This is a genomic window from Chitinophaga sp. CCNWYY40 (genome assembly GCF_037483205.1).
GTDB classification, from domain to species: Bacteria; Bacteroidota; Bacteroidia; order Chitinophagales; family Chitinophagaceae; genus Chitinophaga; species Chitinophaga ginsengisegetis.
The window spans coordinates 1,031,267-1,054,106 of record NZ_JBBHLF010000003.1 but is presented as its reverse complement, the minus strand read 5'-3'; the positions used below and the strand labels follow the sequence as shown (position 1 = coordinate 1,054,106).

At 48.7% G+C, this 22,840-nt stretch carries 14 protein-coding genes and 1 tRNA gene; 9 read left to right on the top strand and 6 right to left on the bottom strand.

From position 1 onward, the window contains the following. Window positions 1-53 precede the first annotated feature (53 nt). A tRNA-Gln gene (locus V7S65_RS14740) sits at window positions 54-124 on the top strand. Between the two features lie 132 nt (window positions 125-256). On the opposite strand, the gene V7S65_RS14735 is transcribed toward V7S65_RS14740, so the two are convergent. From V7S65_RS14735 to V7S65_RS14710, 6 genes are all read right to left on the bottom strand, one after another. After that, complete coding sequence (locus tag V7S65_RS14735; RefSeq protein WP_336386661.1) at window positions 257-1,378, bottom strand: IPT/TIG domain-containing protein; 1,122 nt, start codon at window positions 1,376-1,378, stop codon at window positions 257-259. Window positions 1,379-1,389: 11 nt separating this feature from the next. Next, entirely contained in the window at window positions 1,390-2,121 is a 732-nt protein-coding gene (locus V7S65_RS14730; protein WP_336386662.1) for a DUF4397 domain-containing protein, read from the bottom strand. Window positions 2,122-2,135: 14 nt separating this feature from the next. Beyond that, a complete protein-coding gene (locus tag V7S65_RS14725) occupies window positions 2,136-3,842 on the bottom strand; it encodes a hypothetical protein (RefSeq protein ID WP_336386663.1) in 1,707 nt (568 codons plus the stop codon). A gap of 19 nt (window positions 3,843-3,861) precedes the next feature. Then, on the bottom strand, window positions 3,862-7,020 hold the full coding sequence (locus V7S65_RS14720) for a TonB-dependent receptor (protein WP_336386664.1): 3,159 nt from the start codon (window positions 7,018-7,020) through the stop codon (window positions 3,862-3,864). Between the two features lie 82 nt (window positions 7,021-7,102). Further along, entirely contained in the window at window positions 7,103-8,119 is a 1,017-nt protein-coding gene (locus V7S65_RS14715; protein WP_336386665.1) for a FecR family protein, read from the bottom strand. Between the two features lie 81 nt (window positions 8,120-8,200). Then, window positions 8,201-8,773, bottom strand: coding sequence for an RNA polymerase sigma factor (locus V7S65_RS14710; protein WP_336386666.1), 573 nt, complete (start codon window positions 8,771-8,773; stop codon window positions 8,201-8,203). Window positions 8,774-8,898: 125 nt separating this feature from the next. Here V7S65_RS14710 and V7S65_RS14705 point away from each other — a divergent pair, with 125 nt between their 5' ends. The 8 genes from V7S65_RS14705 to V7S65_RS14670 all read left to right on the top strand — a co-directional run bounded on the left by V7S65_RS14705 (window position 8,899) and on the right by V7S65_RS14670 (window position 22,833). After that, a complete protein-coding gene (locus tag V7S65_RS14705; protein WP_159454333.1) occupies window positions 8,899-9,492 on the top strand; it encodes an RNA polymerase sigma factor in 594 nt (197 codons plus the stop codon). Between the two features lie 148 nt (window positions 9,493-9,640). Beyond that, window positions 9,641-10,816 carry a FecR family protein gene (locus tag V7S65_RS14700; RefSeq protein ID WP_336386667.1) on the top strand — a complete coding sequence of 392 codons (1,176 nt, stop codon included), beginning with the start codon at window positions 9,641-9,643 and terminating at the stop codon, window positions 10,814-10,816. A 240-nt stretch (window positions 10,817-11,056) separates the two neighbouring features. Beyond that, complete coding sequence (locus V7S65_RS14695; RefSeq protein ID WP_336386668.1) at window positions 11,057-14,386, top strand: TonB-dependent receptor; 3,330 nt, start codon at window positions 11,057-11,059, stop codon at window positions 14,384-14,386. A gap of 40 nt (window positions 14,387-14,426) precedes the next feature. Then, complete coding sequence (locus V7S65_RS14690; RefSeq protein WP_336386669.1) at window positions 14,427-15,998, top strand: RagB/SusD family nutrient uptake outer membrane protein; 1,572 nt, start codon at window positions 14,427-14,429, stop codon at window positions 15,996-15,998. A gap of 39 nt (window positions 15,999-16,037) precedes the next feature. Further along, window positions 16,038-17,540: a redoxin domain-containing protein gene (locus V7S65_RS14685; RefSeq protein ID WP_336386670.1), complete on the top strand. Its 1,503-nt coding sequence runs from the start codon at window positions 16,038-16,040 to the stop codon at window positions 17,538-17,540. Window positions 17,541-17,715: 175 nt separating this feature from the next. Beyond that, a complete protein-coding gene (locus V7S65_RS14680; RefSeq protein ID WP_079470619.1) occupies window positions 17,716-18,288 on the top strand; it encodes an RNA polymerase sigma-70 factor in 573 nt (190 codons plus the stop codon). A gap of 62 nt (window positions 18,289-18,350) precedes the next feature. Further along, window positions 18,351-19,328, top strand: a complete 978-nt coding sequence (locus V7S65_RS14675; protein ID WP_336386671.1) for a FecR family protein — start codon at window positions 18,351-18,353, stop codon at window positions 19,326-19,328. 196 nt (window positions 19,329-19,524) lie between these two features. Next, window positions 19,525-22,833, top strand: coding sequence for a SusC/RagA family TonB-linked outer membrane protein (locus tag V7S65_RS14670; protein WP_168771321.1), 3,309 nt, complete (start codon window positions 19,525-19,527; stop codon window positions 22,831-22,833). Window positions 22,834-22,840 lie beyond the last annotated feature (7 nt).

The following is a 22,840-nucleotide window of genomic DNA, read 5'->3' as shown; positions in this document are numbered from 1 at the left end:
TAGGTAGTTGTTTTCTTTGAGAAAAAAACTACATTTGCATCCCCATAGAATGATGCCTAATAGTATAATGGTAGTACGACAGATTTTGGTTCTGTTTGTCTAGGTTCGAATCCTGGTTGGGCAACACCGGACAATAGTCACAGACAATGTTCAACGGATTTTACCCACTGTAACGTAAGTTGCGGTGGGTTTTTTCTTGCGTTTATTTATCTAATATAGAAACGGCGCCTTAAAAAGGCGCCGTCGTTGTTTTTAATTACCAGTTGCCGATCGGATAAGTCATAGGCCCATCTATTTCGTATATGATGCTGTTGCCGCACTGATGCTTCCTGATAATGCGCCGTTGCGGGCCGTATTCCCATATGGGTTGGTCTGCAGCGGTGTTGAGGGTGGAAAGCACATACCGCTCACCACTTACTTCCCGGATTACAATAAACGCATGCCAGTCGGGGAAGCCATCAAAGTATTCGTATACATAGTTGGTGTACTCTGAAGGATAGAGTTTGTCCGGCTCCGGCACGCTGGTTTGTTTCAGTACGCCGTTCAGCAGGGCGTTGAAATTAAGCCCCGCATTGGGTGCGTCGCTGTGCTGGTAAATGCCTATTGCATTCATGGCAATGTTATTTGGCAGGAACATGGTGCAGGGGATCTGACCAGTGAGATATTGACGCAACGTATCGTTCAGGCTTTTGTTGGCGGGCGTAAGCGACATGTAATCCATCACTGCGCCGGTAAGATCCATTCCCGGATCTTTTTGCAGGTAATCGAGAATGTTGTTGGCAACGATGTTAGTGGGTCTTACTGCTACGGTCAGATCGTCCTGTTTGTACTTCGGGCCATTGTAGGTTTGCCAGCTCACCACTGCACGCAGCCCCGTTCCGGCAGGAACTACAATGTGTGCGGTGTCAGGCTTCACGGCGATGATGTTAACGGCCACGCCATCGAGCCATACTTTCAGTACGGCAGGATCGTTGCCGAGGTTTTCCCCGGTAAGCAGGATGGTATCGCCGGCATAGACATAGCGCGGATTCGCCGCCTTTATTTTTGGTGAGCCGATTACTTTTACTTCGGGCCACAGCGCGGTTTGCGGACCTATATGCACTACGATGTTGCCGGTGAATACTTTTTCAGGAACCAGCAATTGCAGTTTGGTATCGGACTGGCTGAGGATACGCGCCGGCCGGTCGCTGATGAAAACTTCCGTGGGATAGCTGGACAGCCGGAGGTTTTTGCCGGAAAGCTCCAGCGTGTCGCCCGACTGCACGGTTTCGCGGCTTATTGCCGTGATCTCCGGCGTTGGCAATGCGGGCACCTCATCTTTATCCTGCCGGCAGGATGCCATTATTCCCAGTATTATAACGGTATAGACTATACGCATTTTTATCTCTTTTAAAAATTGATAATGGCAGACATATTGATGGTGGTGTTGGGATCTTCTCCCTGCTGCTGTATATACCCGCGGAAAATGAAGGTATAGGAGCGTCCTGCATAGGTGGCAAAGGCTTTCCTGAGCAGGTGTGGTTCACCTTCCGCGGCGCCTGTTCGTTTTACCCGGAAGGAGGGATTCTCTGCCGGGGCTACTTCTATAAAAGGTGTGATGGTTTTATAGGTGAGGCTGTCCATTCCGGGCACTTTTACCGTATCAATAAAAAAATCCAGTGGTCCGGCGTCCGGTGAGAGATGCACAAACCTGATGCGGGCCTTGTGTTCCGGGCGGTCTGCTATATTTTCTTCAGACATCAGCACCTGGTAATAGCCTAAACTATCTGCCAGGTAAAAAGTATACCAGGTATCCTTTGCGAGGGTGGTATATTTTTCTGCGATCTTTACCTGACCACTGGTATCGGTAAAGCCTATACGATGTTTACCGGGAGCTACCCAGTTGTAGCTGGCTTTGTTGAACATGCCCATTCCAAAGCCGTCGATATCGTTGTAAGCCCTTACAGTTATAAAGGCAGTATCTACAAATACCTGGCTTGCTTTGCTGATAAATGCCGTGCTGCCGTTATAGATCATCAGGTGGGTAATATCAGGAGATGCCGGTATTTCTGTTGACTTATTGCAGGCAGTTACCCAACAAAAAGTTACCGGCAGTAGTAATTTTAAAAAGATGTTTCGCATAGCTGGATTGTTTATTACCTGGTGATGGAGATAGTGGACAGATGTATCTGGTCAAAGAAATCGTATCGTGTGTAGCCCACATATAGTTTTCCGAACTGGTCGAACAGGATACGGCTTACCGCGCCTACAATGGCGGTTTGGCCTGGCTGTGGCTTTGTGGCATCGGACGCTCCTTTGTAACCGGCTATTTTGTATACCATCTCTTTGTTCACATCAATTTTATAAATGCCGCGGGGTTCTTCTATATAGATTTGTTCATCATACCCGATGAGGATATTGCCGTCGAAGTCAGCATCAAAAGAAGTGATGGTGCGCATATCTACTTCTTTAAAAGTGCCGGAGTACAGGAAGTTATCCGGTGCGTTCACGGCCTTTCCAATGATGGTAGTTACCTCTTTGGTGAGCGGGTTGAATTCCCGTACGCATTCTTTCATTTCAGCGCTGCCTGCTCCTTGCGCAAGGTATATTTTGCCGTTCCCTCCCAGCACAATGCCTTTCGGGGAAGCTATCCCGGCTTTAGGACCGAAGCCGTCTGCGGTATGGCTGCCGTTATTCACTATGGTACCGGCTTTCATGGTTTCGGGGTTGGTGCCATCGTTGTTATAGAACACATAATCCGCCATGTCGTCTACAGTGCCGGCTTCTGTTGTTACCATGCCATCGGCGGATATTTTGCGGAGTACGGCGCCGCCACCTGTCTGTCCGCCATCCAGAAAATAGAGGTTGCCTGCTTTATCCAGCTCCATGCCTCTCACCGCGCCTATCATGGCCTTATCCGCAGGTCCGTCCACGATTGCTTCGTAAATCATCCCGTTATCCAGGCAATATTTATCGTTACGCCCAACCAGTGTTTTTACTTCGTTGGTGCGGGGATTGATCTTCAATATCCGGTGAAAACGGAATTCGAACTCTAATTCATCCGTGGTGCCTGGTAGCGTTATACTCGTCACCGGGGCGTTGGTTACTGCGAGATAGATGGTGCCGTCTTCTGAAATCTTCATGGCATCGATGCTGTTCAGTTTCAGATCGCCCAGCTGCGTGGCCAACTCATTGTTACCGCCACCACCGAGGGTTACGATCCGGTTGCCGGCAAACTTCCTGATAGTCATGTTACGCCTGTTATAGCCGTGATCGGGATTAAAATCAAAGGCGCCGTTATCGATAAAATAAATGGCTCCTTCTTTATCCATGCCCATATCGTGTACTGCGCCTACTGTAGCGGTGCCCACTGGTCCGTCTACGGGTTCCCGTTCTGCGCGGGGTGTCATCAGCAAAGGGCTTACGGTAACGTCGCCGGGATAAAGGATATCCGGCTTCTTTACGGTGAATTTGAAAGGCGCGCTCCTGATGCCGTTCACGATGATGTAAATATTGGTTTCGCCGATCTGTGAAGAGTCGGGTACCAACATCCTGAAAGTATCGGCTACGATGGTTTCTTTATCGTCGGTGTATTTGGAGATAGGTACTTCGAGTTGTGTTTGTCCGTGTGTGAGTACCGTTGCTTCGGCGTTGCCCACAAAAATTTTCAGGTTGGCATCCGGCTTGCCAAACTTTACGTACAGGGTGAGCGGTTCACCACGCATGGCTATACCGGGCGTAGCAGTGGTGGCCATTACGATGCCGGATTCTTTCTCCCGTATATCCAGTTCTTTATCGAATGTTTTTTTACAGGAGAAGCATACCGGTAGTATTAGCAGCAGGTAATATTTTATGTGATTCATATGCACTGATTGGTCAGGATTAGTAAATAAAATTCAGTCCAAGCGAGTAATAGGGCCGCGGGCTGAAAAGCTGGTATGGTCTGTCTTTTGTCCAGTTGTCGCGGTCTTTCACTACGCCATCGTATTTATAGTTGCGGTTAAAGTCGAGGAACAATTCCCGCTTTTGATCCAGCAGGTTTTGCACACCGGCTTTGAAATGCACATGTTTGTTCAGGCGCTGGCTCCAGGTAAAGTCCAGCAGGTGTTGGCTGCGCTGCATTACATCCGGGATACCGGTAATCTGTTCGCTGGGCCGGTGGCTGTTGGTGCCCAGCAATACGATCATAGGGCCGGTAACGTTATAACCGAGAGATATTTTGGTGCCGATGGCCGGGTCTTCATAATTGAGTGATGAGTTAAGGATATAAGGCGCCTGCCCCTGCAGCGGACGTTTGCGACCTACCTGGTTACCATCTGAACCCTGCGGCTGCATGTCCACGCGGCTGTATATCCATGCCCCGTTCATCATGAAGGAGAGGTTACGGAAAAAAGCGCCCGGTATAAAGCTGAGGCTTTTACGCATTTCCGCTTCTATGCCATATACTTTTGTGGGACCGGAGTTGATGAAACCGATTTCGTTGATAAACGATGCGTAGTAAGTTTCCCTGATGAGGATTTGTTCAATAGGTTTATCCAGTGTTTTATAAAAGAAGCCGAGGTTGAACATTTCGTTTTTCAGCATGCTTTCGGGATACCATTCCAGCCGGATATCATAGTTATCGATATTTACCGGATGCAGCGCCGGGTTGCCTACGTACATCAGGTAGTTTTCTATATCGGCGTAAGGGAAGGGGGCTACTTCACGGAATTCAGGCCGGTTAAGGGTTTTACCGTATCCTGCGCGTACAATGATACGTTCGGCAGGCTTCCAGTTTAGGTTGATGGAGGGGAGCACATGTGTGCGGGAATTTTCTACCACTAAAGGATAATTGGCCTGGCCGGCCATCAGCGCGCCAATAATGCGCAGACGGTTGTTTTCCACCCGCACGCCACCGAATATGGAGAGGTTGGAGTGCGGAATGTGGATGTCTGTGGCCAGGAAGTAGGAGAGGTTACGGTTATCCGCGAAGTAGCTGTCGTACGGACTGGTTTCTTCAAACCAGGTATGACCGGTATTGTCTGCCCGGAAATTGTCCGGCGACATATAATGATCCAGCATGTCTTCTGTAAGCTGGTAACCGATATGACCGTTTTCAAAATCACCATTATACGCAGTGCCCTGGTTCATGCCGAACTGGCGCAGGTTCACGCGTCTTTCTTTCTGTTCAAAAAAGAATCCTGTTTTTGCAGACCACCAGGGCAACAGCCAATGTTCTGCTTCTGCATTGGCCTGCGCGGTATTTTCGTTGATGCGGGTGTAAATGCGGCGTATGCCGAACGTTTGCGCTGCGCTGCCCACCAGCCAGGGATCACCGGCGATATGTTCGGGATAGGTGCTGTCCTGGCTGTTGCGGCGATACCATATCTCGCGGGTATCAGGATCGTTCCTGCGCACCAGGGTATAACCGGCATTGGCGAACAGGTGGGTGTTTCCTTTGTTCTTCAGGTTCCAGTAGGCGCTGAGTTGCGCTGTGTACAGGAAAGTGCTCTGGAATATCAGCTGGTTGTCTTTACTCTGCCCATTGAAATCACTTTGTCTTGAAAGGATATACGACATCATTTGTTTGTTGCCCAGCTGGTTCACAAATTGTTTTAACTCCAGGTGCGCACTGTCGCCAACAGGCAGGGTATTTTGCTGGATGAGGGTGATGCGTGCGGATTGTGTGCCGCTGCGGATCACGCCTTCAGCGCCATTGGCATTGCGGCTGTCGTACACCGGGATGGTATTGTTTTGCGTGGTGTTGGTATAAGCAATGGAGGTGAGGTTGTTGATGTGTTTGCGGCCTATTTTCCAGGCATCATAGTAGTTGGCCAGTATCCGTTTATCAAGATCGTTTTTTACTTTGAAGGACTTAAAATTGTTGGGGAATGCCTTCCAGTATTGGGCGTTATCTTTCGGATCGCCGGTATTGAACTTTACCAGATCCGGCAACCCCGCCGGCAATGCGCGGGTACCGTCGTCGAAGCCGAGTGCGTCGTAGCGGCCACCTGCATAGGTGGGCATATCGCAGAAGCTGGAGCCGGGGCGGTATTGAGCAGAGAGTTGCAGATCGAACTGGCGTGTGAGCTGGCTTTTCTTGGTGTATATTTTTACAACGCCGCCTGCGAAATCTCCGGGAAGATCCGGCGCAGGGGATTTATAAATCAGGATACGGTCAATCATGCTGCTGGCGATCTGGTCGTAGGAAAATGCCTTGCTGTCCAGTTCTGTTGCGGGAGCGATGTTATCGTTCAGGAAGGTAACATTGTACCGGCGGTTAAGTCCGCGTACTACAATGAACCGGTCGTTTGTGATATTTACGCCGGCTACTCGGCGCACCACTTCCGCCGCATCACGGTCCATGCTGCGGGCAATTTGTTCATTGGAGATACCGGATACTACGCTGCGGGCCGTGCGTACTTCATCTATCAGCTGCGCATCGGTGGTATTGATCACCTTGCGGTGCGGAATGCCGGTTACCACTACTTCCTTCAGCCCGCGTTTCGGCTGCAGCTTAAAATTGGCTTGCAGGGTAGCTTTGCCTTCCACCTTTATACCGTTGAGGCTACCGGTTTCATATCCAACGTAGCTGAACATCAGATTGTATTTGCCGGGTGGAATTTTATCGATCGTATAATATCCTTTTTCATCTGTTACGGTGGCGAAAGAAGTATTGGCTATCCTTACGGTAGCGCCGATCAAAGGATCGCTGCTTTCGAAATCCACTACGCGGCCGGTGATCCTGCCCGGTACCACCTGTGGTTTGGGTGATACGATGATGTTGTTGCCGTCGATCGTAAACAGCATAGCCGTGTTGGCAGAAAGCCGGTCGAGGCAGGATTGAATTCCTGTACGACCGGCAACGGTGATAGGGATGGTTACAACCTTCTGCTTTACAATGGCGGGATCATAAATAAAGTGAAAGCCCGTATGATCTGCAATACGGTTTAGTACTGCTTCCAGTGTTTCCTGCTGTTCCACAATAGCTTTCGCGGCAAATGAAGGTAGCAGGGATAGCAGGAGCCAGCCTAAGCAAATGTGTAAAATTCTCTGATGCATATTTATTTTTTATGGGACAATAAGCGGCCTGCCGCAGGTTTGCTGCGGTAATGTCAGGGCCGGGAATGACTATGAATATTTGTTATCGCATATGAACGAGTACGGTATCTCCCTTTTGTTCAAAGTAAATGTTGCGGTTGATGCTTAGCAACGCCAATACCTTTTTGAGTGGCACGCCTTTATCAAAGGAGGCGGTGAACAATTCTTTGCGGCAGCGATTGTCTGTGAATACAAAAGTGGCGCCGTAACGGGTGGAGAGTGTTGCGGCGATATCCTGTAACGACTGCCCGTAAAAATCCAGTTCGCCGTTAACCCACTTGCTGTACCGTGCGGCTGGTACCTTTTGTACGGCATAGGTGCGGTCAGCGCTGATTGTCAGCTGTTCATCGGGCTTTAGCAAGATGGGCTGTGGCGCAATACCGGTATGCACGGATATTGATCCGGTGAGCAGCGTGATGCGCATGCCTGCCTTTTCCGTATATGCCTGTACGTTAAAGGAAGTGCCGAGTACCCTGGTTTCCACCCCTTTGCTTTTTACGGTGAAAGGATGGTTAGCATGATGGGTTACATCAAAGAAAGCTTCTCCTTCTGCCAGTATTACTTTTCTTTCGTGTTTATTATAATCAGTTGGAATGAGCAGACGTGAATGGCTGTTGAGCACAACGGTGCTGCTGTCTGCCAGCCGTATGCTGCGCACCTGGCCAATACCGGCATCTATGGTATCATACAAAGGTCCGCTTACCTGCGCAACAGCTGTAGTGCCCGCGGGACGCAGGGTATAATAAAGCGACGCGGATACCAGCGCCAGTAGGGACGCTGCTGCCACCGCGTTGCGTACATTAAGCCAGCGGCGTTTGGGCTGTATAGTAGTATGGAGCTCGTTGCTGAAGCGTTCGAATGCCTGTTGATAGCCTTCATCATAAACGCCTATCATCTTATATAAATGCTCCGCTTCCCGGAATATATGTGCCATTCCTGGATGCGCTTTAAGCCAATTGGTCCAGTATTGCACATCTTTTTCAGGTGCGCCTTTGCAGTAATTGCAGAATGTGATGTCTGATAAAAAATCTTCCGGCAGTGCGTAGTATTGTTCTTCCAACTATCCAATGTTTATTGTTCCACTAGTAGGACAAAGGAGGTGCAGGAATTTCCATGAAAGAAAAGTGGAGTTAACGATTCCTTAATATGGGAGCGAGGGTTTTCCTTTCAATTGCTTCCGGAGTGCGGCGAGGGCTTCGTGTACATAGTTATAGGCCGTTTTTACCGGCTGGCCGGTGATCCGGGCAATCTCTTCGTAACTGTACTGGCGGAAAAAACGCATCTCTATCACCTGTTTGTAGCGTGGCGGGAGACTATGCAGGGCACGCTGTAAGTTTTGCTGCCTGTCTGTTTCATCTGCCTGGCGTATCAGTATTTCTTCATAGGAGTATTCCACGCCATCCATTTCGCCGGGTTCGTAAGTAACTGTTTTGTTTTGCTGCTTTAGGGCAGTTAACAGCCGGTTGCGTAAGGAAACGGTGAGATAATTTTTCAGGTGCAATATCTTAGAAAGCTCATCTTTTTTTTGCCAGCAATGGAGAAATAGCTGGTGGATGCAGTCGCGTATCAGTTCCTTATCGTCCGTAAGATAACACCCTGCGGCAAACAGCGCATGATAATGTGTTTGGTATAATTGTAAGATGGCATCCCTGTTATCCATTTCATGTATAAGCGATCCGGTGTACTCAAAGTTACCATATCGGCCGGCAGGCACATTTTAAGAAATTGTTAAGCCCGTTTATGGATCACCGGGGAGAAATGAAGCGGATGCCGGCCCAGCTATTATTCAAAAAAGAAAAAGAGAATGATTAAATTGCCGCTTGTCTAACTAAGGAGATATTGCGCGGCGCCAAGTTTCATATAGCAAAAGAATTACTGATCAGTATATCGGAAGGAGATGAAGTGGCTTTTCGTGAACTTTTTTATGGGGCGCTTCCCTGGCTGACATCTTTTATACAAAGGATGGTCAAATCGCCGGAGGGGACCCAGGAAATTGTACAGGAAACGTTTATCCGCATCTGGCTGAGCCGCGATAAGCTGCCAGGGCTGCTGGAGCCACAGGCATGGATCATACGGGTGGCCAGCAATGAGTGCTTTACCTGGTTCCACAAGCAGGCGGCGCTTCGTAAGATAACGGATATCCGGGATGACGCGGGAAGCGCTGCTGCCAATCTCGCGGAAGACCGCCTGCAGGTACAGGAAACCCTGTTGCTGATCCGGGAGGCAGTGGAGCAATTGCCCCCGCAACGTAAAAAGATCTACCAGCTTAGCAGGGAGGAAGGGCTGAAAACACAGGAAATTGCCGATCGCCTGCAATGCTCTCCCAGCTACGTAAAAAATACGCTCAGCGCTGCGCTGAGTTATATCCGCGGATATCTTACCGATGCCGGGAAAATAATTCCCCTTTTATTTTTGTTCTCCTTAACACGCTGAAAATAAGGCGGTTAATTTCTTCTCTCTCTTAATTCTAAAAAAAATGTGTTGCCCGATGAGTACCGCCGGTCTTTTTTACATTCTATATAGTATTACGCTGCTTGCCGGCGTGCACCTGTAATTATTTTACTACGTTTTGAAAACCACTATGGAACAGAGAATTACTTTTTTATTGAGAAAAAGTGGGGAAGAAGGACTGACGAAAGATGAAGAAGGAGAGCTGACCGCTTTTTTTCAGGATGAAGCCAACCGGGAACTGTTTAACAGCGCAGCGGTTGCATTGCCGGAGGAGCTTTCCGGCGATGCGGAGGTGAATCGTGCCGACTGGGAGCCAATGCTGCAACATATACTGAATGCCGATAAACCAGGCCATACCAGTACCCCGGTGAAGGTATTGTACCGGAAATGGTGGCAATACGCAGCGGCTGCGGTGTTTATACTGGTGGCATCAGGAGTATGGTTCTTTATGCAGCAGAAGAAGCAAGGCATCATGCATCACATTCCGGAGGTAGCGGCAGATATAGCGCCGGGCACCAATAAGGCGACGCTGCAGCTGGCCAACGGGAAAACGATTGTACTTTCTGACGCACAGAATGGCGTGGTTGGTCAGCAGGGAAATGCGCAGGTGGTAAAAATGGATAACGGCGTGCTGGCGTATCAGCCTGGATTACAGTCCGGCGGCAATACGGTGGAATACAATACCATGATCACGCCACGTGGAGGACAGTACCGCATTATACTGCAGGATGGCTCAAAGGTGTGGCTGAATGCGGCCAGTTCTTTAAAATACCCGGCGGTATTCAATGGTCCGGAGCGGGTAGTGGAGCTTACCGGGGAGGCTTATTTTGAGATAGCGGCGAAAGCAGACCAGCCCTTCCGGGTAAAGTCGAAAGGACAGGAAGTATTGGTACTGGGTACCCATTTTAATATCAATGCTTATCCCGATGAAACCGTGACAGCCACTACGCTGATCACGGGTAAGGTGAAAGTATCGGGCGCGGGTTATACGGGTGTGATGCAACCGGGAGAGCAGGTGCAGCAACAGGAAAACCACAGGTGGCAGCTGTTAAAGAATGTAGATACCGAAACGGTGATGGCCTGGAAGAATGGATATTTTTCTTTTAACAAAGCCAATATCGTTACCGTGATGCGGCAACTGGCCAGGTGGTATGATGTGAATGTAATATTTGAAACCAAAAATACAGAGCAGGCTTTTGTGGGCGAAATACCCCGGAGTGTAAGCCTGGAGCAAGCTTTAGAGATACTTAAATTCAGTGATATTCACTATGTAATAACAGGAAGAACAATTAAGATTATTGATTGATCTGTCAACCAAACAGGATTTATTATCAACCAAAAACCAACCAACCATCAATGAAAAAAAATACGTCTTAAAAAACAAAACAGAAGTGCTTGCAACACTTCTGTTTAATCCGGGCTTACCGACAACCATCCGACTAAAGAAAGTTTAATCAATTCACCCAAACACTACAAATGTATGCAATTAAGTAATTGCTATGGGCATTTCTTTGCCCGTTCCCTCCTTAAAAAAACGATGCTCATTATGAGATTGAATTTTTTCCTGATTGTTGTGCTATGCCTGCATGTAAGTGCAAAAGGGGTGTCTCAGGAGATTACATTATCATTGAAAGAGGCTTCACTTGAAAAAGTACTGACAGGTATTAAAAAACAGAGTACTTATCATTTCTTTTATGATGCGCAACTGCTGCGGCAATCCGCACCCGTAAGTATACAATTAAAAAACGCCTCGCTCCGGCAGGCACTGGAGCAGGCTATGCGGGGACTGCCGTTTACCTGGCGTATTGATGAAGAAAATAAGCTGGTGACCATTGGCCGAAAAATGGTAATGGCCCGGCCATTGATGGAGTTACCATCGGCGTCCGGCATTGTAACCGGTGTGGTGGTAGATCACCAGGGGAAACCCATACCGGGAGCCACGGTAAGCCTGCGGCCTTTTAACAGGGGCACGGTTACCAGGGAAGATGGCTCTTTTACTTTCAGAAATCTTGCTGTTGGTAATTACACCGTCATCGTGACTTTTGTCGGTTTCGGATCTTTCGAAAGAAACATTAAAGTAGGCGAAATCCCGGTACAGCTCACCATTTCGCTGAAGCCTGTGCTTACAGAGCTGAATGCTTCTGTAATTATCGGATACGGCACCACTACCGAACGAAACAAAACAGAATCGATGTCTTCTGTAAGATCGAAGGAGCTTACTGAAAATCATTCCAGTATAGCGGTATCGGATATGCTGGCGGGCCGGTTGCCAGGACTGTACGCGGTAAAATCCGGTGGTGCGCCGGGAGCGGGTTCTACGCTTTTTGTGCGTGGGCTGAGCACCTTTAATAACTCTGCCCCGCTGGTAGTAATAGATGGTATTCCCGACAGGCGGCTGGATGATCTGAATGCCAACGATATTGATGTAATATCCGTGCTGAAAGATGCGTCGGCGATTTCTGTATATGGCGCGCGTGCAGCCAACGGGGTAATACTGGTGACTACCAAAAAAGGAAACATCGGCAAACCCAGTATCACTTTTGCGGCCAACGTGGTGAACCAGCGTCCTACGCAATATTATAAGCAGATGAATGCTTTTGACTATGCCACTACTTACAATGAAGCGCTGAAGAATGAAGGATTATACCAGCCGGGTGTGGGTATGGGTTTCAGTGATGAAGCCCTGCAGAAATATAAGGATGGTTCTGATCCCAATTATTATCCAAACGTGAACTGGATCGACGAAGTGCTGGCTACTTCTTTGTGGCAAAGCAATTATAATTTATCTGCCGCAGGCGGAAGTGAAAACATCCGTTACTTTATTTCCGGAGGTTATTCAAAAAACAGCGGACTGGTACCGGTAGAAGGTTACAGCCGTTATAACCTGCGCAGCAATTTGGAAGCAAAGGTAACGCGCGATCTGAAGGTAACGATGAACCTCAGCGGGTCATTCAGCAAACAAAATTCAGAAGCGGTGTATGGTTCGGAGTACGTTATCAGTAATATGTATTCAACCCCGCCTATCCGTGCAAACCGCTTCACCAATGGTTTGTATGCTGTAGTGCCGGAGCAGCGCGGCAATGCTTACCAGCAATCGATAGGCGCGTCTGGTTACAATCTTACCAATATCAATATCTTTAATTCGGTAGTCAACATACAGTACGATATTCCTTTTGTAAAAGGGTTATCGCTGAAAGCCAATGGCTCCTTCGATAAGCTTTATTCTTTTGGTAAACGCTTCGCTACACCGTATGATATGTATAGTATTGATGCGGCAGGCAATTTTAAGAAAGCAACGCCTTATCCTACGGAGCCTTACCTGCGGGAAACCTTTGCGCAAACGCAGAGCCTCACGCTGGAAGCCGGCGCGCAATACGACCGGTCGTTTGGTAAACATGATTTATCCGGTTTGCTGCTTTATACACAAACCAATAATACCGGTGATAATTTTAATACACAGCGTTCGGGCTTTGTATCTTCCAGTTTATCACAGCTGGATTTAGGCGATCCTACGCGCGTTACCAATGGCGGTTCCGGTACTCAGAATGCCAGGCGGGGTTTGGTAGGCCGGTTATCGTATAACTATGCATCGCGCTACCTGTTCCAGTTTAACTTCCGGTATGACGGGTCTGATATTTTCCCTCCTGACCAGCGTTATGGATTTTTCCCGTCGCTGTCTGCCGGGTGGGTTTTATCTGAAGAACCTTTCATGGATAATGTATCCAACGATCTTGATTTCCTGAAGGTAAGAGCGTCGTGGGGGCAGCTGGGTAACGACCGTGTAGATCCGTACCAGTTCCTGACCACGTATGCTTTAGGCGCTACGCCGGGATATTCACTGGGAGGCGCTACGCCGCAGTATTATCAAACGTTATCGCCTAATGTGTTACCCAACCCGGTATTTACCTGGGAACGTGCGGTAATTGCCAACATAGGTGTGGAAGCGCATTACAAGCAGGATCTCTTAACGCTGGAAGCAGATTATTTTCAGAAAAGAACAAAAGATATCCTGGCGCCGCCGGCACAGCAGGTGCCTGCTGTAATTGGTATCGGGCTGCCTGATATTAACAGCGGTATTGTTGATACCAGGGGGCTGGAAGTTGTTTTAAGCCATGCGCAACACTTCGGGAAATTCTCTTATTTTATTTCTCCGAATTTTAGTTTTAGTAAGAATAAGGTCGTCTACTATCCTGAATCACAAAGCATCCCGGAATGGCAGAAGGCAACCGGGAAGTCTATCGGTTATTTTTATAACAGGGTAGGTACGCAGGCGGTTGGATACATATCTGAGGGCCTCTATCAGAGTGAAGAAGAAATTACCAAAGGGCCTAAGCCGCTCTACCCTGGCACTGCGCCCGGTGATATCCGGTATAAGGATGTAGATGGCGACGGCGCCATTACAGCCAGGGACCAGGTTTTCTTTGGCAGTTCATTTTTCCCTAAAATCCAGTACGGTATCCGCTGGGGAGTGAAGTACAGCAGTCTTGAGCTGAATGTGCTGATGCAGGGCGCTGGCGATGTACAAGGGTACGCCTATACGAATCTGCCTGCCACCACAGATAAACTGGACCGTTGGACACCCACTCACACCAATGCTTCTTATCCGCGTTTGTGGTACAACAATCAGAATAATGAGGAAAGCTCTGATTACTGGGCGCGTAATACGGCTTACCTGCGGGTGAAGAACATAGAGCTGGCTTATAGCCTGCCCGGCAGCGTACTTCGGCGTATTGGTGCAAAGAGTTTGCGTATCAGTGTGAGCGCGAACAATCTCTTCACTTTCACTCATTTTAAATTGTTTGACCCGGAAAGTGCGGGGCAGGTACGTGATCCGCTGATGAAATCATTCGCAGCCGGTTTAACGCTGCAGTTCTGATCAGTGGAAACGAATTTATTGAACCAACTAATGCTCTCAAATGAAAAGATTAATCAGCTATATAGCCCTTGCTGCAACGGTGGGAACAGTTGCCTGTAATAAAGAGGCGTTGAATAAAGGCCCCCTGAACCTTTACAGCGACAGCAACGTATGGAAAGACAGTGCCCTCATCAGCAGGGTGGTGCTGGAATCGTACAGCAAAATACACGCAATCTATGATGATGCGGGAAACTGGATGATCTGCGATATTACCGATGAAGCCAAAGCCGCCAAGTCGTTCCTGGAGTCCAACCAGATTAATTCGGGGCAGTATTCTCCTTCTTCCAATATCAACACCGACCTCTGGACAAACACCTATACGGCGGTGCGGAACTGCAATTCCGTGTTATCGCACCTGGATGAAACGCCCCTCAGTGCCGGTGGAAAGCAACAGATCAAAGGCGAGATGCTGTTTCTCCGGGCGCTGCATTATATGGATCTCTATTTTACTTTCGGGCGTTTCCCGATTATAGATAAAGTACTGACACTGAATGATGAGCTGACAATGGGTCGCGCTACTGATGAAGCCTGTATAAATTTTATGGTGAAAGACCTGGACGATGCCGCGGCCATCCTGCCGGGAAGCTACCCTGCTTCCTCAACAGGACGGGCTACCCGTTTTGCGGCATTAGCCATGAAAGCACGGCTGCTGCTGAATCATAAGGACTACAGTGGCGCGGCAGCTGCCGCCAAGGAAGTAATTGACAAAGGCGGCTTCTCTCTTTTCCCGGATTATGGCGCGATGTTTTTCCCGGAGAATGATGATAACAGCGAAGTTATTTTTAATAAAGAATATGCGGGAGATTTAAGCGGACAGGTACATTCGCTGGACGACTACAACAACTCTACTTACTTCACCGGCTTTGGCAGTGTGCGGGATTGTCCTACGCAGAACATGGTAGACCAGTACCTGATGACAGATGGTAAACCCTGGAATCAATCGGCCTTATATGATCCGGCGCATCCTTATGCTAACCGCGATCCGCGCCTGCATGCCAGCGTTATCTACGATGGCACCACCTGGATGAATACCGAAATGGACTTAAAGCTGGGATCAGCCATGAACCCCGGTACGTCCAGCACCGCCATCACAGGTTACCTGCTGCGCAAGTTCATGAACCCAAATTATATTTTCGGCGGTAATAACACCAACTACCAGAACTGTATCATGATGCGGTTGGGCGAAGTATATCTCAACTATGCAGAGTGCCAGCTGAAACTGAATAATCCTGGTGAAGCGCGCACCTATGTGAACCTGTTGCGTAAGCGGGTAAATATGCCGGAAATAACCGGCACACTCACGTGGGATGATTATGTGCGTGAACGCACCGTGGAACTGGCATTTGAAGGCCAGCGATTCAACGATATCCGCAGGTGGGGTACCGGCGCTACGATGATCGGCGTAGCCATCCGGGCGATGCAGGTTGGCATCGTAAACGGCGCCCGGACTTATACTTCGGTGCCACTGGAACAGCGGTTTTTCGAAGACAAAATGTATTATTTCCCGATACCACAGGACCAGTTGCAAAAGTATCCTGCGGGTAAAGTACCGGAGCAGAATCCCGGTTGGTAATCATCTACATAAAATTATATACCGTCAAACACCAGCATTATGAAAATCACTTTCAATCATTTAATCACAGCGGCCTTGCTGTCGTTGCCTTCAATGGCCAATGCGCAGTTGAAGCAAAAAGGCGATAGCCTGATAGGCGTTATTAATAAACATCCGGAGAACATTGCCGCGCATGACGCATACATACAAGCCATGTGGAAAGACAGTGCAGCTGTTGTAAAGCAATACCAGCTGTGGACCAAAAAGTTCCCCAAAGAAGCGGGTATCGCTTATGGCTACGGTAAATTTTATACAAACATGGAAAGCCCTGCAGCCCGTCCTTTCCTGCTGAAGGCGGTGGCGCTGAATCCGAAACTGGCGGATGCCTGGCAGGAGCTGTCGATAGATGCAGAGCGCTGGGGTGAATTTGACAAGGCGCGGGACTTTATGGGTAAAGCGGCTGCCGCAGAACCGGATAATGCAGATTATCTTTTTTACTATGCCAATTCCCTTGAAAAAGATGATCCGGAGAAATACCGGGAGATGTGTAATGAGTTGATCAAAAAGTTCCCGGAAAGTCAGCGCGGAGCACAGGCATTGTATTGGATGGCTTTCCGTGCACCGGATATGCAGAAAAAGAAGGCACTGTATGAGCAGATGCGCCGTGATTTCCCGGTATCAAAGTTCAGCTGGTCCAATTCCGGTATGGAAGAATACTTTGATCTGCTGTTATCTGACAATCCTTCGGAAGCGCTGAAGCTGGCCACTGACCTGGCAGCAACGCCTGGTCTGGAATCAGAAAGCAAAGAAGGGTTTGAGAAAAATGCAAAGCTGGCCGGCCAGTTTATAGCCGCTGAAAAGCTACTGGCAGATAATAAAACCAGTGAAGCCGCCGCGGTACTGAATAGCATAAAGCCAAAGAGATGGGGTAGCATGCCGCAAACGCTGGCATTGCTCAAAGCAAAAGTAGCTAACCAGGGCGGACATCCGCAGCAGGCATATGATACCCTGATGAAGTACTACGTGGCCACACCGGCCAGGTCGTTGAAAGCGCCGCTGCTGGCCTATGGTAAGGAAGCCGGTAAAACAGAAAGCGCAATTTATGAGGAGCTGAAGCAACAGTTGAATACAGGGGCTAAGGAAGCGTCTTTTTCGCTGGAGTCCTATTTCGCCGATGGTAAAGTATCCATGAAAGACTACAAAGGCAAAGTGGTATTGCTTACCTTCTGGTTTCCCGGCTGTGGCCCCTGCAGGGGAGAGTTTCCACACTTTGAAAAGGTGCTGAAGAATTTTAATGGTCAGCCGGTATCCTACCTGGGCATTAACATTGTGCGCGACCAGGATGCGTATGTGGTACCGTTTGTGAAATCCAGTAAATATAGCTTTACGCCATTGAAAGATGTGGAAACAAACCGGCAGAACCTCCCGGTAAGAGGCGCGCCCACGAATTACCTGATTGACCAGGATGGTAAGATCATTTTCAAGAATTTCATGATTCAGAATCATGATGCGGAGTTGATGCTGGAGGATATGATCCGGTTGTTGCTGGAGAAACAGGCATAATACAATATTGAAACCCCATTTATGCAGCAGGGCTGGCCAATTGGCCGGTCCTGTTATTTTATGGTATACACCCGGGGCAGGAATGCCACTCATCTTTTTTGCCCAAAGGATAATAATATAAACTCTATATTTACCCCCGGTATTCCACCTTCATATAAAAAAATTAATATCAGCCATGCCGGCCATTGAGGGGCAAACAGATGAAGAATTGTTGTTGTTGCTGCAGTCGGGTAATGAACAGGCGCTAACCCTGTTGTATAAGCGGCATTGGGAACCGCTGTTCTTGTCGGCCTACCAGGTGCTGAAAGACAAAGAAGCCTGTAAAGACCTGGTACAGGAGCTGTTTACAGAGCTGTGGCAAAAGTCCCATCGCATTCAATTAACCGTTTCCCTGAAGGCTTATCTTTCTGCCAGCATCCGTTACAAGGTATTCCGGTATATCCGGCAAAACCCGGTGCGGGAGGAGTTATTTGATCATATGATGGAGCGGATGGAAGCCGCTTCGCCGGAAAGTAAGCTGGCCGTAAAAGAGCTGCAATCCCTGCTGAATACCCTGATAGACACCTTGCCGGAGAAATGCCGGATCATATTCCGGATGAGCCGGGAGCAACATCTTTCCTATAAAGAGATCGCCACACAGTTGAATGTTTCGGTGAAAACCGTTGAAAACCAGATCAATATTGCCATCCGTAAGCTGCGGTCCGCCCTGGGCTATGCTTTGCTGCTCCTCCTGCTTATTAATAAATAATTTTTTTTTGCCTGCTTTGGGGGTAGCCCTTCTTTTTTGTCACTAATGATAAAATACCCCGTATGAACAGACAGGAGTTTTTTTCATTGATAGATAAATGGATGAACGGCTCGGCGAGTGAGGAGGAGATACAATCATTGATGAATTACTATCACAGTTTCAAATCTACCACGGAGTGGGACGAAGTGCAGCTTGGCGCTAAATCCTTACTGGAGGCGGAAATGGAGCAACAGTTGCTGCTGCGCATCCGGACTGCGGAGCGGGAAACAGCGCCGGTGAAACGCGTGTGGTGGACAAAAATCGCTGCGGCAGCAGCAGTGCTGCTGGTACTGGCAGCAGCCGGCTGGTGGTATTTCCAGCGCCCTCCGGAGCAAATGGCTGTTCATTCACAGCAGCAACTGGTGGCCACTAAAGCAGGGGAACACAAGAAGATACAGCTGCCCGATAGTACCATCGTTTGGCTTAGCCCGGCCTCCCGGCTGGAATATACGGATGCTTTCGGGAAAGGAAGCCGTGAACTTACATTGAATGGCGAAGCCTTTTTTGAGGTAGCTACCGATGCGGCGCAGCCTTTTATTATTCACAGCGGACGGGTAGATACGCGGGTGTTGGGCACTTCCTTTAACATCCGGGCATTTGATGCGCAGCCGGATGTGGCGGTAACGGTGTTAACGGGTAAAGTGGCGGTAGGCAACGCGGATAGCGCGGTGCATGTATCTCCCAGCCAGCGGGCGGTGTTTAGCAAGGCTACGGGGAAGATCACGAAGGAAGACGGGGTAGCCACCGGCAATTTATTGAGCCGGCGCGAAGGCATCCTGAAATACGACCGGGCGGGCCTGCGGGAAGTAGCAGCCGAGCTGGGATATTATTACAACGTAAAAATTGAGATCACCGGAGATATCTCCAACTGTTTTTATTTCGGGGAATTTAATACCAACGGCACTTTGGAGAAAGCGTTGCGGCAGCTGTGCCTGTCGCTCAATGCAACCCTGGAGCACAACGGTGCTACCTACATCATCAGGAAGGATAAGGAATGCTGAACGTTATGAAATAAACCACCAACCTATGCATAAAGAAGCGCCACCTACATAAAAAAAACCTCCCTTGCGGGAGGCTGAAAGTTAAGTCTTAACGCTAGTATGCCACACTGGCCTGGTAACCGATGGCAGCTAGTTTTTACTCAACCTTAATCTACGTAAAAGTATGAAAAAATGTGTACCTGTAATAGGCATGCTAATGAAAATGTCATTGTGTATTGTAGTCGTTGTATGTAGTACCACACTAACATTGCTGGCCAAGCACACCGAAGCCCAGCTGCTCGAAAAAAGGATTACGCTGAAAGTGGAAGGAGGAGCATTGCATGATGCCCTGGATGAGATAGGCGCCAGCGCCAATCTCTCTTTCAGCTATGCGGTTAATAAAGAGATCTTTAACAGCGTGGTAACTATCCGGGCAAAGCACCAGAAAGTAGGCAATGTGCTGAAAGAGCTACTGGCGCCGTTTTCCCTGGAATATTTTATAGCAGATGATAAAGTGATCATCCGCCGCAGCAATGAAATGCTGGCGAATATGCTGCTGGACGCCGATGCCGGCCTGATGTACAAAGATATCCGCGGGAAGGTGGTGAATGAAAAAGATGAACCCCTACCCGGTGTATCTGTTCGTGTAAAAGATGCTTCCATGGCAGCGGTTACCGATGAAAAAGGAGAATACGTGCTGAAAGGCATCCCCGAAAACGCGGTACTCATCGTATCTTTTATGGGATATAATACCCAGGAGATAGCCAGCGGTAAGGACACCCAGCTCCGTATCGTACTCACGGAAGACACCAAAAAGCTCGGTGAAATTGTAGTGGTAGGTTATGGCTCCCAGAAAAAGGCCAGTCTTACCAGCGCAGTAGCCTCTGTAAAAGGCGCTGCAGTAGCGGAAAGGCCCGTGCCAAACGTGGTAAACGCCTTACAGGGACAAGTACCCGGCCTGTTCATCCAGCAAACCGATGGTATGCCCGGCACCAACAACAACAAACTGAATATCCGCGGTATCAGCACTTTATCCAGCAACCCCGTACTGGTACTGATAGATGGCGTGGCCGGTCAGCTGGAAACGGTAAACCCGCAGGACATTGATAACATCAGTATCCTGAAAGATGCGTCTGCCACTGCTATTTATGGGGCACGCGCTTCCGGCGGGGTAATACTGGTTACTACCCGCAAAGGTAAACTGAACAGCAAGCCTTCGCTCGCGTACGATGCTTACGCAGGTATACAGCAGCCTACCTATCTCCCAAAACTGGTAGACGCAGTATCCTTTATGCGCAAATGGAATGAATCCCAGCTGAACGATAATCCCGATGCCACCGTGCGTTTTTCTGACGCCGATATCCAGAAATACGCCAGCGGTGAATTGCCCAGTACCGACTGGATCAGCGCCATCTTCAAAGAGAACGCACTCCAGATGCAACATAACGTTGGTGTCTCCGGAGGAACAAAAAATACCGATTACTTTGTATCACTCGGATACCTGAAACAGGAAGGACTGGTACAGGGCGTGATGAACGAGCGCTTTACCTCACGCGTAAATATCAATACACAGATATTGGATAACCTGAAGTTCGGGATCAATACGGTGTATATGAATGCGCCTAAAAGCTTTGCGGGCGCCGGTATTTATACTACCGCCATGCACTGGGCATATATCCTCAACCCTACGGAATGGGCCTATACACCACAGGGGCGCGACAGAAGCTACCGTGGCGGCTCCCAGCCGGTGGCTATTATCAATCACGGCGGGTTTGAAAATTACAAAGACAATTACTTTAATACCAACCTGACGCTGGATTACGGCATTACGAAAAACCTGTCGGTAAAAGGACAGTATTCCTACAACAGCCGCGATATCAAGCATAAAATTTTCAGGGCTACCTATAAGCTGTATGATGATGAGGAAAACCTCGTTACTACACAGCAGTCGCCCAACTCGTTGAACGACGATTATAATACGGCTATTAACCAAACGTTTATTGGTACGCTGAATTACGGTTTACAGGTGAAGCAGCACGACTTTAAAGCCCTGCTGGGATATAGCCAGGAGAGCATGAAGTACGACTCTTACTCCCTGGGTCGCCAGGATTTTTTGAATAATGATATTCATGTGATCAACGGCGGCAGTGTGAAAAAAGACTATTGGTCTACCGGCGGAGGCGCCTATGAATGGGCGATCCAGTCGATGTTCGGACGGTTGTCTTACAGCTTTAAAGACCGCTACCTGCTGGAAGTAAACGGTCGGTACGACGGATCTTCCCGTTTCAAAAATAACCGCTGGGGATTCTTCCCATCTGTTTCTGCCGGATGGAGAATTTCGGAAGAAGACTTCCTGAAAGGATCTGACATTGTGAGCAACCTGAAGCTGCGTGGATCTTACGGTAAGGTAGGTAATCAGAATGCAACGGGAACGGATACACGGGGTATTTACTCCTGGGCCAGTTTGATTGGTACCGGCGCTTCTTATTTCAATGATAAAGCGCAAACTACCACGTATTATAACAACACCGCTAACCCGGATCTTACCTGGGAAGAAAAAGTAACCGGCAACATTGGTGTGGACGCAGGATTTTTTGATGAGAAATTTACCCTCACCGCTGATGTTTTTAAAGAGAAGACCACCGGGATTTTATTAACGCCCAGTGTGCCATCCACCTTTGGCCGCGATGCGCCCGTAATGAACCTGGGCCGCATGAGCAACTGGGGATGGGAAGTATCTGCCGGCTACCAGAACCGCGATAATAAGCTGAAGTATGGTGTAATGGTGAATATCTACGATTCCCGTAACAAGATCCTCGACCTGGGTGGAACGCCGGATGTATTACAGGAAAACCCCGTAATGGTAGGCCAATCACGGTGGACGTGGTATGGTTATAAAGCGCTTGGCTTGTATCAGTCGGATGAAGAAGTGAAAGCATCGCCTACCTATAAGCCGCAAAATAAAGCCGGCGACATCAAGTACCAGGATACCAACGGCGACGGGCAAATTACCCCTGAAGACCGTGTAATACTGGGCGATGCAGACCCGCACCTGATGTTTGGCGTGAATGCTAATTTTTCCTGGAAGCAGTTTGACCTGAGCATGTTATTCCAGGGCGTGCTGAAAAATAAAACGTACCTCACCGGTTATGCCGTAAGTCCGTTTAACTACGGTGGTTCCTTTACCACCGACCTGATGGACTCCTGGACACCGCAAAATAAAGGCGCCCGCTATCCCCTGATGCGCCAGGATCTGAGCGTGAACTACGACTTTTCCGACTGGTGGCTGTATGATTCAAAATATGTGCGTTTGAAGAACCTGCAACTGGGATATAATGTACCCAACAATATTTTGCAGCGCGCGAAGATTGGTCAGCTCCGTTTTTATTTCATGATGGAAAATGTGCTGACGCTGAAGTCGAAACGTTTCCCGAAAAACTTTGACCCGGAAATCGACAACTGGCAGTCGGGTGTGAACTTCCCGCAAATGAAGACTTACACCTTTGGTTTGAACCTGAAATTCTGATGACGCT

Coding starts and splice junctions, on each gene's coding strand:
- V7S65_RS14735 (WP_336386661.1), bottom strand. CDS start 1,378: ATGCGTATAGTCTATACCGTTATAATACTGGGAATAATGGCATCCTGC.
- V7S65_RS14730 (WP_336386662.1), bottom strand. CDS start 2,121: ATGCGAAACATCTTTTTAAAATTACTACTGCCGGTAACTTTTTGTTGG.
- V7S65_RS14725 (WP_336386663.1), bottom strand. CDS start 3,842: ATGAATCACATAAAATATTACCTGCTGCTAATACTACCGGTATGCTTC.
- V7S65_RS14720 (WP_336386664.1), bottom strand. CDS start 7,020: ATGCATCAGAGAATTTTACACATTTGCTTAGGCTGGCTCCTGCTATCC.
- V7S65_RS14700 (WP_336386667.1), top strand. CDS start 9,641: ATGGAACAGAGAATTACTTTTTTATTGAGAAAAAGTGGGGAAGAAGGA.
- V7S65_RS14695 (WP_336386668.1), top strand. CDS start 11,057: ATGAGATTGAATTTTTTCCTGATTGTTGTGCTATGCCTGCATGTAAGT.
- V7S65_RS14690 (WP_336386669.1), top strand. CDS start 14,427: ATGAAAAGATTAATCAGCTATATAGCCCTTGCTGCAACGGTGGGAACA.
- V7S65_RS14685 (WP_336386670.1), top strand. CDS start 16,038: ATGAAAATCACTTTCAATCATTTAATCACAGCGGCCTTGCTGTCGTTG.
- V7S65_RS14680 (WP_079470619.1), top strand. CDS start 17,716: ATGCCGGCCATTGAGGGGCAAACAGATGAAGAATTGTTGTTGTTGCTG.
- V7S65_RS14675 (WP_336386671.1), top strand. CDS start 18,351: ATGAACAGACAGGAGTTTTTTTCATTGATAGATAAATGGATGAACGGC.
- V7S65_RS14670 (WP_168771321.1), top strand. CDS start 19,525: ATGAAAATGTCATTGTGTATTGTAGTCGTTGTATGTAGTACCACACTA.